General features: G+C 73.5%; 8 protein-coding genes and 1 pseudogene. 6 read left to right on the top strand and 3 right to left on the bottom strand.

Annotation, left to right across the window (positions count from 1 at the left end; translation table 11 throughout):
* Nucleotides 1-322 precede the first annotated feature (322 nt).
* Nucleotides 323-1,354 (bottom strand): annotated as a pseudogene (locus ACZ6CV_RS16875) (ABC transporter ATP-binding protein); the annotation flags it as partial.
* 142 nt (nucleotides 1,355-1,496) lie between these two features.
* Between ACZ6CV_RS16875 and ACZ6CV_RS16870 the strand changes: the two are divergent.
* Together ACZ6CV_RS16870 and ACZ6CV_RS16865 are read left to right on the top strand one after the other, a co-directional pair.
* Nucleotides 1,497-3,056 (top strand): aromatic amino acid ammonia-lyase, encoded by a 1,560-nt coding sequence (locus ACZ6CV_RS16870; protein ID WP_362376949.1) that lies wholly within the window; start codon nucleotides 1,497-1,499, stop codon nucleotides 3,054-3,056.
* Nucleotides 3,053-3,886 carry a MurR/RpiR family transcriptional regulator gene (locus ACZ6CV_RS16865; protein ID WP_355807305.1) on the top strand — a complete coding sequence of 278 codons (834 nt, stop codon included), beginning with the start codon at nucleotides 3,053-3,055 and terminating at the stop codon, nucleotides 3,884-3,886. The genes ACZ6CV_RS16870 and ACZ6CV_RS16865 overlap by 4 nt, the downstream gene beginning before the upstream one ends.
* Before the next feature lie 80 nt (nucleotides 3,887-3,966).
* Here the strand turns inward: ACZ6CV_RS16865 and ACZ6CV_RS16860 are convergent, their stop codons facing one another.
* Entirely contained in the window at nucleotides 3,967-5,322 is a 1,356-nt protein-coding gene (locus tag ACZ6CV_RS16860; protein WP_469251547.1) for an APC family permease, read from the bottom strand.
* Nucleotides 5,323-5,717: 395 nt separating this feature from the next.
* Nucleotides 5,718-7,085: a type III PLP-dependent enzyme domain-containing protein gene (locus tag ACZ6CV_RS16855; RefSeq protein WP_469252004.1), complete on the bottom strand. Its 1,368-nt coding sequence runs from the start codon at nucleotides 7,083-7,085 to the stop codon at nucleotides 5,718-5,720.
* Between the two features lie 251 nt (nucleotides 7,086-7,336).
* On the opposite strand from ACZ6CV_RS16855, the gene hutU reads away from it, so the two are divergent.
* The 4 genes from hutU to hutI all read left to right on the top strand — a co-directional run bounded on the left by hutU (nucleotide 7,337) and on the right by hutI (nucleotide 12,860).
* Complete coding sequence (gene hutU, locus ACZ6CV_RS16850; protein WP_469251546.1) at nucleotides 7,337-9,001, top strand: urocanate hydratase; 1,665 nt, start codon at nucleotides 7,337-7,339, stop codon at nucleotides 8,999-9,001.
* Nucleotides 9,002-9,030: 29 nt separating this feature from the next.
* A complete protein-coding gene (locus ACZ6CV_RS16845) occupies nucleotides 9,031-10,233 on the top strand; it encodes an allantoate amidohydrolase (RefSeq protein WP_469252003.1) in 1,203 nt (400 codons plus the stop codon).
* Complete coding sequence (locus ACZ6CV_RS16840) at nucleotides 10,230-11,594, top strand: formimidoylglutamate deiminase (protein WP_469251545.1); 1,365 nt, start codon at nucleotides 10,230-10,232, stop codon at nucleotides 11,592-11,594. The genes ACZ6CV_RS16845 and ACZ6CV_RS16840 overlap by 4 nt, the downstream gene beginning before the upstream one ends.
* Before the next feature lie 93 nt (nucleotides 11,595-11,687).
* Nucleotides 11,688-12,860: an imidazolonepropionase gene (gene hutI, locus ACZ6CV_RS16835; RefSeq protein WP_469251544.1), complete on the top strand. Its 1,173-nt coding sequence runs from the start codon at nucleotides 11,688-11,690 to the stop codon at nucleotides 12,858-12,860.
* Nucleotides 12,861-12,988 lie beyond the last annotated feature (128 nt).

The raw sequence follows: 12,988 nt of genomic DNA, 5'->3' as shown, positions 1-12,988 counted from the left end.
CGTCCGTGCGGGCGGCGTCACCCTTCGGGCGCGGGTCCGTCTGCCGCGGGGGATTGTCCGGCGGGTGCGGGCCGTTCTTGGCCGGCCGCGCAGTTCCCCGCGCCCCTGGGGGGTTTGCCTCGCCGTCCGCGTGCGGGTCGCTCTCGGCTGGTCGCGCAGTTCCCCGCGCCCCCAGGGGGTCCTCCTCGGCCCGCACCTCTGGGCGGGACTCCTCGGTGCCGGGCCCGGTGGACGACTCAGGGGCGCGGGGAACTGCGCGACCAGCCCCCACCGGGCCCGCACCCGAATGCCCCGCCCCCACCGAACCCGCACCCGAATGCCGACGCCCCCGTTCATGCACAGCGCCAGCGTGCTCGTGGAGGTCGCCCCGCGACGACACCCCCGTCAGGCGCCCCGTCACGTCCACGCGGGCCACCAGCCCCGCGGGCGACGCGAGGGACTCGTCCAGCGCGGCGAGGAGCGAGTCCGCGTCGCGCAGCGCCCGTACGGGGACGTCGGCCGCGTCACCGTCCACGTGCCGCCAGGCCACCGGCGCCCCCGCCGCGTCGAGACGGAGCGTCCACGCCCCGCCCTCGGGGGCCGGCCCCTGGGGGACGTCCCCCACCGTCGTCAGGGACAACAGCTTCAGGCCCCGCTCCGCGCCCAGGAAGTCCGCGACGAAGTCGTCCGCCGGGCGGGCGAGCAGCTCCGTCGGCTCGGCGCACTGCACGAGGTGTCCGCCCGTGCGGAAGACGGCTATCCGGTCCCCGAGCCGCACCGCCTCGTCGATGTCGTGCGTGACGAAGACGATGGTCTTGTTCAACTCCCGCTGGAGCCGCAGCAGTTCGTCCTGGAGCTGGGTGCGGACCACCGGGTCGACCGCGCCGAACGGCTCGTCCATGAGCAGCACCGGCGGATCCGCGGCGAGCGCGCGGGCCACGCCGACCCGCTGCTGCTGTCCGCCGGAGAGCTGGTGCGGGTACCGCTTGCCCGCGTCAGGGGCGAGCCCCACCGTCTCCAGGAGCTCGGCCGCGCGGGCGCGGGCCTTGCGCCGGCCCCAGCCGAGCAGCAGCGGCACCGTGGCGACGTTGTCGAGGACCGTGCGGTGCGGGAAGAGCCCGGCCTGCTGGATGACGTAGCCGATGGAGCGGCGCAGCTCCGCCGCGTCCTGCTCCAGGACGTCGCGGCCGCCGACGCGGATGGTGCCGGAGGTCGGGTCGACCATCCGGTTGATCATGCGGAGCGTCGTCGTCTTGCCGCAACCGGAAGATCCGACGAGGACGGTCACGCCGCCTTCCGGCATCTCGAGGGTGAGGTCGTGGACCGCTGTGGTGCCGTTCGGGAAGCGTTTGTGGACCGTGTCGAACTGGATCATGTGGAGTCCCTTGCCCGGCTGTATATCGTCATGCAGAGTTCTTGCTGGCTGAATAGGTTGTCAATAGTTCTCGGCGCTTCCGGCAGAAATCCCTGGTCACAAATGGCCGATGGGCAAGACAGAACGTCCGATAGAGGAGGGAATGCGAGTGAAGTCGTCTCGTATCGCGGACACGGCGACCGACGACAGGGGAGCGGTCGTCATCCTCGACGGCCGGGGAATGATGGTCGCAGACGTCGTACGCCTGGCCGAATCCGATGCCAGGCCGGTGCCCGCCACCGACGGGATGCAGCGCGCCGAGAACTCCTGGAACGCCGCCCGTGAGATCGCCGCCTGGGGCCGCGTCTACGGCCGCTCCACCGGCGTCGGCGCGAACCGGAATGAGGACGTGCCCACCGAGGCGGCCGCCGACCACGGTCTGCGGCTGCTGCGCTCGCACGCCGGGGCCATCGGCGAGGAACTGCCCGCCCGCGAGGTCCGCGCGATGCTCGCCGTCCGCGCCAACCAGCTGCTCGCCGGCGGCGCCGGCCTGCGCCCCAGCGTCGTCACCGCCCTCTGCGAGGCCCTGGAGGCCGGCGCCTACCCCACGGTCAACGAGTTCGGCTCGGTCGGCACCGGCGACATCGCCGCCCTCGCCCAGATGGGCCTCGCCCTCGCCGGCGAACACCCCTGGCAGGGCCCCGGGAAGCCGCCCGCGCCCCAGCCCCTCGACAACAACGACGCCCTCGCCCTGATCAGCAGCAACGCCCTCACCCTCGGCCAGTCCGCGCTCGCCCTGCACGAACTGCGCGGCCTGATCGGCGCCACCCAGGTGGTCGCCGCGCTGTCCCTGATGGCGGTCGACGGGTCGTACGAGGCGTACGCGCTGCCCGTCCACGAGGCGCGCCGCCACCCCGGCTCGCACGCGGTCGCCGCCCGCATGCGCCACCTGCTCGGCGCCCCCGACCGCCCAACGCCGCCGCTCGGCCGCATCCAGGACCCCTACGGGTTCCGCTGCCTGCCGCAGATCCACGGCCCCGCGCACGACGCGGCCACCGCCCTGGAGGACGTCCTCACCGTCGAGATCAACGCGGCCGCCGAGAACCCGCTGATCTGCCCCGAGGACCTGGCCGCCTACCACCACGGCGGCTTCTACCTCGCCCAACTCACCCTGGCGCTCGACCACTTCAGGCTCGCCACCACCCAGGTCGCCCGGCTCTCCACCTCCCGCCTGTCCACCCTGAACGAACCGGCCTTCACCCGCCTGCGCCCCTTCCTCGCCGACGGCGAACCGGCCTCGTCGGGCGTGATGATCCTCGAGTACGCCGCCGGCGCCGCACTCGGCGACCTGCGCGCCCTCTCCGCGCCCGCCTCCCTCGGCCACGCGGTGCTCTCCCGCGGCGTCGAGGAACAGGCCAGCTTCGCCTCCCTCGCCGCCCGTCAGACCCTGCGCGCCTGCGCGGCGTACCGCCTGGTGGTCGGCTGTGAACTGGTCGCGGCCACCCGGGCGTTGCGCGAACGCGGCCTGCGCCTGGACCCGGAGACTCCGCTCGCCCGCGCCTTCGAACTCGCCGACGCGGTCCTGGACGCGGAGCTCGCCGACCGGCCGTTGACGGATGATGTGACGGCGGCGACCGGGCTGCTCGACCGGTTCACCGGACTGTGGTCGCAGCCCGGCGCCGGAACGAGTGCGGGTACGGACCTTCTGAGGGGGACGGCATGACTGACAGCCCTGCCGCGCGACTGCAGGTGCTCTTCGAGGGCCACCGGCTCACGCCCACGCAGCGGCGCATCGCGCACTGCATGGTGCGCAGGGCCGCCGACGCGCCCTTCCTCTCCAGCGTGGAGCTGGCCGAACTCGCCGGGGTGAGCCAGCCGTCGGTCACCCGCTTCGCCGTCGCCCTCGGCTTCGACGGCTACCCGGCGCTGCGCAGGCACCTGCGGGACGTGGCCCCCGCGGAGAGCTCGGGGGCGGCCGCCGCCAACGAGTACCAGCAGGCGGTCGAGGCGGAGATCGAGAACCTCCGGCATCTGGCGGAGGTCCTCGCCGACCCCGCGCCGGTCGAGCGCGCGGGCCGGCTCCTCGCCGCGTCCCGCCCCCTGCTCGTCCTCGGCCTGCGGGCCGCCGCGTCCCAGGCGTACGGCTTCTCGTACTTCGCCGCGAAGGTCCACCCCGACGTGCGCCTGCTCGACGAGGGCGGCACGATGCTGGCCGACCGCGTCGACGCGGCGGTGCGGGCGGGTGCCACGACCCTGCTCTGCTTCGCGCTGCCGCGCCACCCCCGCGAGGTCGTGGACGCGCTCGCCCACGCGCAGGCCGCGGGACTGACGGTGGTCACCGTCGCCGACTCCGCGTTCGCCCCGGTCGCCGCCCACTCCGACCTCCTCCTGCCGGCCGCGGTCGGCACCGGCCTCGCCTTCGACACGGCGTGCGCGCCGATGCTCCTGGGCCGCGTCCTGCTGGAGGCGATGTGCGACGACCTGCCGGACGCCCAGGCCCGGTTGGAGGAGTTCGACGCGGGGGCGGCGGCGCGGGGGCTGTTCGTGGAGTGACCCCGCCGTACGGAGACGGTGGCTCTGCGGCGGCGGAGACCTGCCCTAGGCGATTGCCCTCCAGCGGGAGGCCCTTGCCGCTACTCCTCGCCCCTGGCCCGGAGCACCACCTGGTTGACCACCCACAGACCGATGCCGATCGCGATCAGGACGCCGGCCCGGACGTAGACCTCGGCGGGGCGGTCGGCGAGTGGGCTCGCGAGGATCAGGGCGGTGATCGCGCCGAGTACGGGTACGACGGTCGGCGCGCGGAAGTGCCGGTGCTCGACGGGGTCGCGGCGCAGCACCAGGACGGCCACGTTGACCACCGCGAACACGCACAGCAGCAGGAACGCCGTCGTGTCGCCGAGGCCCTCGATCTCGCCGGTCGACACCAGGCCGATCGCGAGCAACGAGACGAAGACGATGCCGACGATCGGCGTGCGGCGGCGGGGCAGGACGCGGCCCATGGCGCGCGGCAGGATGCGTTCGTTGGCCATGCCGTAGCAGAGCCGCGAGGCCATCATGATGTTGATCAGCGCGGAGTTGGTGACCGCGAACAGGGCGATCAGCGCGAAGAGTTTGTGCGGGAAGTCGACGCCGCCCGCCTTGACGACTTCGAGCAGCGGGCCGCTGGACCCCTCCAGGGTCTTGCTGTCGACCAGGAGGGACGAGACCAGCGCCACCAGGACGTAGATCGTGCCGGTCACCGCCACGCCGATGAAGATGGCGCGCGGGAAGGTGCGGACGGGGTCCTTGGTCTCCTCGGCCATGTTCACGGAGTCCTCGAAGCCGACGAAGGCGAAGAAGCCGAGGGCGGTCGCCCCGAGGACGCCGGTCATCAGGGCGAATCCGGTGCCGTCGCCGGTCTCGAACTCGGTGAGGCGGGACGGTTCGCCGTCGCCCGTCAGGACCGCGTACGCGCCGATCGCGAGGATGATGACCAGGCCGGTCAGCTCCACGAGGGTGAGGACGACGTTCGCCTTCACCGACTCCGACACGCCGCGCATGTTCAGGGCGGCGAGCAGCAGGATGAAGGTGATGGCGACGAGGGTCGGCGGCAGCGCGTCGCCGGTGAGCTCGCCGAGGTAGTCCCCGCTGAAGGCGCGGGCCGCGGCGCTCGCGGAGGAGAGGCCGGAGCACATCACCATGAAGGCGATGATGAAGGTGAGGAACGGCGTCTTGAACGCCTTCTGCGTGTAGAGCGCGGCGCCGGCGGCCTTCGGGTACTTGCCGACGAGTTCGACGTACGAGGCGGCCGTCAGGACGGCGACGACGAAGCCGATGGCGAACGGCAGCCACAGCGCGCCGCCGACCTTGCCGGCCACCTTGCCGGTGGTGGCGTAGATGCCGGTGCCGAGGATGTCGCCGATCACGAAGAGGATCAGCAGCTTGGGGCCGATGGCGCGGTGCAGTGTGTGTTCGGCGGGCGATGGGGCGGTGCGGGGTTCGGTCACGTGGGGCCAGCCTTCCCTGGGGCCGGGAACACGTCCTGGTGGGTGGGTCTGCCCGGCGCGTTCGCGCCCATGCGTGATTTGAGCAACCTCAGAGGAATTCGGGGGTGGGTGGGGTGCGGGCGTGCGTGGATGGGTGCGGGTGGTGCGGGGCTGATCGCGCAGTTCCCCGCGCCCCTGAGTGGTCCTCGCGACCCCGCACCAAGCGTGGGACGGGCCGCAGGTGCCGTCCAGGGGCGCGGGGAACTGCGCGACAAGCCCCCACGGGCCCGCGGTTTGAAGCGGCCTTCGTGACCCCGCGCCGAGCGGATGCCCGGCCGCAGGTGCCGTTCAGGGGCGCGGGGAACTGCGCGACCGGCCCCCACCGGCCCGCGGTGGACGTCGGCCTGGGGGCAGGGTTACAGCTGGCGCAAGCCGTCCCGTTCTGGGCCGCCGCCCGCCTCCCTCACGATCTCCTCCAGCGTCTGCGGCTCCCGTACCACGGCGAACCGCACACCCTCCCCGCGCTCCGCGAAGCCGTAAACCCCGGGCCTGCCAAGGCTGTTGTACGAGTAGTGGTGCGCGAAGTAATACGCCCCCGTGTCCAGCGCCGTCACATGGTCCCCCGCCTCCAGCAGCGGCAGCGGCCTGTTCTCGGCGAGCAGGTCGCCCGCGAAGCACGCGGGCCCCGCGATGTCCTGGCCGACGGCCGCCCCACCCTTGGGGCGCCCCTTCCCGTCGTACGCCCCGATCCGCAGCGGCCACGACGCCGGCATGTACACGGTCCGGGTCGCCACCTGAACGCCCGCGTGCGTCACGGCGATCGGCCTGCCGCCCGCGCGCTTCGCGTACTCCACGCGCGCGAGGATCGTGCCGTGCTTGGCGAGCAGCGAGCGGCCGAACTCCGTGACCAGGCCGTACCGCCCGTCGAGCAGCCCCGGCACCCGCGCCTTGAGGCGCCGCGCGTACTGCGCGTGCGTCGGGGTCTCCTCCTCCGAGCCGAAGTTGACCGGCAGGCCGCCGCCGATGTCGATGGTGTCGATCTGCCGCCGCCCGGCGCGTTCGTTGATCTCCTCGGCCAGTTCGTACGTCGCCGCGACGCCCCGCACCATCATCTCCAGGGGCATCCCCTGCGACCCGGAGTGCGCGTGCAGACGGGTCAGCCACGGGCGGTCCAGGAAGGCCCGGACCACCCACTCCCTGGCGTCCTCGTCCCGCAGCGGCACCCCGAACTTGGACGTGGGCGTCGCCGTCGAGAGCGCGCCGATCGCCCCGCCGCCGATCTGCGGGTTCACGCGGATGCCGAGGGGTGAGCCGGTCACCGCCGAGCGGGCCATCGCGTCGATGCGGTCGAGCTCCTGCGGGTTGTCCGCGTTCACGGCGATGCCGAGCGCCAGCGCCTCGCGCAGTTCGGCGGGGGTCTTGGCGGGCGAGTCCAGGACGGTCCGGGTGGGCGGCACCCCGGCGGCCCGCGCCAGGGCCAGCTCCCCGGGGCTCGCCACCTCCGCGCCGATGCCGGCCGACCGCAGCAGCCGAAGGACCGGGACGAGCGGGGCCGCCTTCACCGCGAAGGCGTGCAGGACGGGCGTGCCCGGCGGGGTCACGGCCTCGAAGGCGGCGTGCAGGGCGGCGGCACTCGCCCGGATCCCGACGACGTCGAGCAGGCCCACGACGGGAGCGGCGGGGCTGACGACGCCCTGTTCGACGGCGGCACGGACGGCCTGGTCGCGGCGGGCGGCGGCGTCGGCGCGGGCGGCGGCGCTCCGGTCGGCCGCCCGGGCGAGCACCTCGGTCGGTGGCTCCACGGCGTCCGGTGTACGGGGTTCTGCCGCGCGAGGTGTACGGGGTTCCGCCTCGGGAGACGTTCGGGGTTCTGTCGCGCCCGGCGCGCGGGGGTCTTCGGTGGTGCCCATTGAGCCAGCCAATCACCCGCCGCCCGCCCCCGCCGCCGTACTCGCGCATTCGTTCGCTATTGACTAGCTCTATTCAGGACCCCAGGATGTGAATAACAAGGTCACAGTTCAGAGGAGGCACCGCCATGTCAGGACCCCGCCCCGTACGAGCGCCGCGCGGCACCGAACTGAGCGCCCTGGGATGGCAGCAGGAAGCCGCCCTGCGGATGCTGCAGAACAACCTCGACCCCGAGGTCGCCGAGCACCCCGACAAGCTCGTCGTCTACGGCGGCACCGGCAAGGCGGCCCGCGACTGGCGCTCCTTCGACGCCATGGTCCGCACCCTGCGCACCCTCAAGCAGGACGAGACGATGCTCGTCCAGTCCGGCCGCCCCGTCGGCGTCATGCAGACCCACGAGTGGGCCCCCCGCGTCCTGATCGCCAACTCCAACCTGGTCGGCGACTGGGCGAACTGGGAGGAGTTCCGCCGCCTGGAGCAGCTCGGCCTCACCATGTACGGCCAGATGACGGCCGGGTCGTGGATCTACATCGGCACGCAGGGCATCCTCCAGGGCACGTACGAGACGTTCGCCGCCGTCGCCGCGAAGAAGTTCGGCGGCACGCTCGCCGGGACCATCACCCTCACCGCGGGCCTCGGTGGCATGGGCGGCGCCCAGCCGCTCGCCGTCACCATGAACGACGGCGTCGCCCTCTGCATCGACGTCGACCCGCGCGCCATCGAGCGCCGCATCGAGCACAAGTACCTGGACGTGAAGGCCGACAACCTGGCCCACGCGCTCCAGCTCGCCGTCGAGGCCAGGGACGCCCGCCGCCCGCTCTCCATCGGCCTGCTCGGCAACGCCGCCGACCTGCTCCCGCAGATGCTCGCCGAGGGCGCCCCGATCGACATCGTGACGGACCAGACCTCCGCCCACGACCCGCTCTCCTACCTTCCCGTCGGCGTCGACTTCGACGACATGCAGACGTACGCGGCGAAGGACCCGGCGGGCTTCACCACCCGCGCCCGGGAGTCCATGGCCCGGCACGTCGAGGCCATGGTCGGCTTCATGGACGCGGGCGCCGAGGTCTTCGACTACGGCAACTCGATCCGCGGTGAGGCCCAACTCGCCGGTTACGGACGGGCGTTCGACTTCCCCGGCTTCGTGCCCGCGTACATCCGCCCGCTCTTCTGCGAGGGCAAGGGCCCCTTCCGCTGGGCGGCGCTCTCCGGCGAGGCGTCCGACATCCACAAGACGGACAAGGCGCTCCTCGAACTCTTCCCGGAGAACGAGTCGCTGCACCGCTGGATCAAGATGGCCGGCGAGCGCGTCCACTTCCAGGGCCTGCCCGCCCGCATCTGCTGGCTCGGCTACGGCGAGCGCGACAAGGCGGGCGAGCGCTTCAACGACATGGTGGCGTCCGGCGAGCTCCAGGCCCCGCTCGCCATCGGCCGCGACCACCTGGACTGCGGCTCGGTGGCCTCCCCGTACCGCGAGACGGAGGCCATGCTCGACGGCTCCGACGCGATCGCCGACTGGCCGCTGCTCAACGCCATGGTCAACGTCGCCTCCGGCGCCAGCTGGGTCTCCCTGCACCACGGCGGCGGCGTCGGCATGGGCCGCTCCATCCACGCCGGCCAGGTCTCGGTCGCCGACGGCACGAAGCTCGCCGGCGAGAAGATCCGCCGCGTCCTCACCAACGACCCCGGCATGGGTGTCATCCGGCACGTCGACGCGGGATACGACATCGCGGAGTCCGTGGCGGACGACAAGGGTGTACGGGTTCCCATGCGGGAGGGTGAGGGCGCGTGAGCGACGCGCGGCCCCCGTCGTTCCTGGACATGTGGCGGGACCTGGAACCCATCGGCCGGGACACCGGCACCCGCGGCTACCGGCGCTACGCCTGGACCGGCGCCGACGCCGACTGCCGCGCCTGGTTCAAGGCGCAGGCCGACGCCCGCGGCCTCACGTACGAGCTGGACCGCAACGGCAACCAGTGGGCCTGGCTCGGCGACCCGAGCCAGGGGGACGCCGTCGTCACCGGCTCCCACCTGGACTCCGTCCCCGACGGCGGCGCCTTCGACGGCCCGCTCGGCGTCGTCACCTCCTTCGCGGCCCTCGACGAACTGCGCGCCCGTGGCGTCGAGTTCACCCGGCCGCTCGCCGTCACCAACTTCGGCGACGAGGAGGGCGCCCGCTTCGGCCTGGCCTGCGTCGGCTCCCGGCTCACCGCGGGACAGCTCACCGTCGAGGCCGCGCACAAGCTGCGCGACGGCGACGGCGTGAGTCTGCCGCAGGCGATGGAGGCGGCCGGTTACGACCCGTACGGCATCGGCCCCGACCCCGAACGGCTCGCCCGCATCGGCGCGTTCGTGGAGCTGCACGTCGAACAGGGCCGCGCGCTCGACCTCACCGGCGACCCCGTCGGCCTCGCGTCCGCCATCTGGCCGCACGGTCGCTGGCGGTTCGACTTCCGGGGCGAGGCCAACCACGCGGGCACCACCCGGCTCGTGGACCGCCGCGACCCGATGCTGTCGTACGCGGAGACCGTCCTCGCCGCCCGCCGCGAGGCCGAACTCGCGGGCGCCGTCGCCACGTTCGGCAAGATCTCCGTCGAGCCGAACGGCGTCAACGCGATCCCGTCCCTGGTCCGCGGCTGGCTGGACTCACGGGCCGCCGACCAGGCCACCCTCGACACGGTCGTCACCGGCATCGAGAAGGCGGCCCGCGAGTACGCGGACCGGCACGGCGTCGACCTCGACGTGGTCCGGGAGTCCTTCACACCGGTCATCGACTTCGAGGACGCCCTCCGCGACGAGCTGGGCCGGATCCTCGGCGCCCGCGCGGAACGCCCGCTCCCCGTCCTCGGCACGGGCGCCGGACACGACGCGGGTATTTTGTCCGGGTCGATCCCGACCGCCATGCTGTTCGTACGGAACCCCACGGGCGTCTCGCACTCCCCGGCCGAGTACGCCGCCGAGGACGACTGCCTGGCCGGGGTGACCGCACTGGCCGACGTACTGGAAGGGCTGGCGTGCAGGTGACGACGGAGAGCTCGACGGGGACCTACTGGCTGGAGCACGCCTGGCTCGACACCTACGTCGAGCCGGGGGTCGCGGTCGACGTGGCGGGCGACCGGATCACGGCCGTCCGCACGGAGGTGGAGGCGCCCCCGCCCGGCGCGACGGTCCTGCGCGGCCTGACGCTCCCTGGCCTGGCCAACGCCCACTCGCACGCCTTCCACCGCGCGCTGCGCTCCACCGTCCAGGTGGGCTCCGGCACGTTCTGGACGTGGCGCGAGGTCATGTACGCGGTGGCGGACCGCCTCACCCCCGAGACGTACCACGCGCTCGCGCGGGCGGTGTACGCGGAGATGGCGCTGGCCGGCATCACCACGGTCGGCGAGTTCCACTACCTGCACCACGCACCGGGCGGCACGCCGTACGCCGACCCCAACGCGATGGGCGAGGCGCTGATCCAGGCGGCCGCGGACGCCGGCGTGCGCATCACGCTCCTGGACACGGCGTACGTGGCGTCGGGCCTGCTCGACGCGGAGCGCGGCAAGGCGCCCGACCGCCACCAGCTCCGCTTCTCCGACGGTACGACGGAGGGGTGGGCGGAGCGCGTCTCGTCCCTCAAGGACCGCGCGCACGCCCGGATCGGCGCGGCGATCCACTCCGTACGGGCGGTCCCCGCGCGGCAGTTGGGCACGGTCGCGGAGTGGGCGGCGGCCCGCGAGGCCCCCCTCCACGTCCACCTCTCCGAGCAGACGGCGGAGAACGAGGCGTGCCAGGCGGTCCACGGGCTTACGCCGACGCGGCTGCTCGCGGACCACGGCGTGCTCGGCGCGCGCACGACGGGCGTCCACAACACCCACCTCACGGACGAGGACATCGCGCTCCTCGGCGACTCCGCCACGGGTACGTGCATGTGCCCGACGACGGAACGCGACCTGGCGGACGGCATCGGCCCCGCGGTCCGCCTGCAGCGCGCGGGCAGCCCGCTCTCCCTGGGCAGCGACAGCCACGCGGTGATCGACATCCTCGAAGAGGCGCGGGCGATGGAGCTGAACGAACGCCTCCGCTCGCACACACGCGGCCACTGGACGGCGGCGGCGCTGCTGCGCGCGGCGACGTCCGACGGCCACGCGGCCCTGGGCTGGCCGGACGCGGGCACGATCGAGCCGGGCGCGCTCGCGGACCTGACGACCATCGCCCTGGACTCGGTCCGCACGGCGGGCCCGGTGCCGCGCCTCGCCGCCGAGACGGCGGTCTTCGCGGCGACGGCGGCGGACGTCCGCGACACGGTGGTCGGGGGCCGTCATGTCGTACGGGACGGGGCGCACGTGCTGGTGCCGGATGTCGCGACGGCGCTGGGGGAGGCGATCGCCGCGCTGAGAGACTGAGCACTCCCCCCTTCCCCTCCCCGTCCAGCCCGTCCGGCGATGGGGGACGAACTCGGCGAAGCCGGTGACCCCCGCCAACCCGCAGAGGACCCCATGCCCACCACCCTGATCACGAACATCGCGAGCCTCGTCACCAACGACCCCGCCCAGGGCGACGGAAGCCCCCTCGGCCTCCTGACGGACGCGGCCGTCGTCCTGGACGGCGAGAAGGTCGCCTGGGTGGGCCCCGCCGCCAAGGCGCCCGCGGCGGACGAGACCCACGACGCGGCGGGCCACGCGGCCGTCCCCGGCTTCGTCGACTCCCACTCCCACCTGGTCTTCGCGGGCGACCGCACCCAGGAGTTCAACGCCCGCATGTCGGGCCGCGCCTACTCCGCGGGCGGCATCCGTACGACCGTGGCGGCGACCCGCGCGGCCACGGACGCGGAGCTGGAGGCGAACCTCACCCACTACCTGGCGGAGGCGCTGCGCCAGGGCACGACCACCTTCGAGACGAAGTCGGGCTACGGCCTGTCGACGCGGGACGAGTCCCGCGCCCTGCGTATCGCGGCCCGCCACACGGAGGAGGTCACGTTCCTCGGCGCGCACATCGTCTCCCCGGACTACGCGGACGACCCGGCGGCGTACGTCGACCTCGTCACCGGCGAGATGCTGGAGGCCTGCGCGCCGCACGCCCGCTGGATCGACGTCTTCTGCGAGAAGGGCGCGTTCGACGGCGACCAGGCCCGCGCGATCCTGACGGCGGGCAAGGCGAAGGGCCTGCACCCCCGCATCCACGCGAACCAGCTCTCGTACGGTCCCGGCGTCCAGCTCGCCGTGGAACTGGACGCCGCGTCGGCGGACCACTGCACGCACCTCACGGACGCGGACGTCGACGCGCTCGCGAGCGGCAACACGGTGGCGACGCTGCTGCCGGGGGCGGAGTTCTCCACCCGCGCCGAGTGGCCGGACGCCCGCCGCCTCCTCGACGCGGGCGCGACGGTGGCCCTCTCCACGGACTGCAACCCGGGCTCGTCCTTCACGTCCTCGGTCCCGTTCTGCATCGCCCTGGCGGTACGGGACATGGGCATGACGCCGGACGAGGCGATCTGGTCGGCGACGGCGGGCGGCGCGGCGGCGCTGCGGCGTGACGACATCGGCGTACTCCGCGAGGGCGCCCGGGCCGACCTGACCCTCCTGAACGCCCCGAGCCACGTCCACCTGGCCTACCGGCCGGGGGTGCCGCTGGTGAGCGGGGTGTGGCAGCGGGGAGTGCGGGCGGTCTGACGCGTCCGGACGGCCACTCTCCGGCGTTCGCCGGCTGTGCCCCGTGTGAAGGCCTGGGGTGACTGGGACGCCCGGCCTTGGCCGGATTCCTGTGGGGCGTATGGCCGGGAGGGCGTGGCAGCCTGGGA

This window comes from Streptomyces sp. NPDC041713 (assembly GCF_055591085.1).
This window is presented reverse-complemented; position numbering and strand designations above follow the sequence as displayed.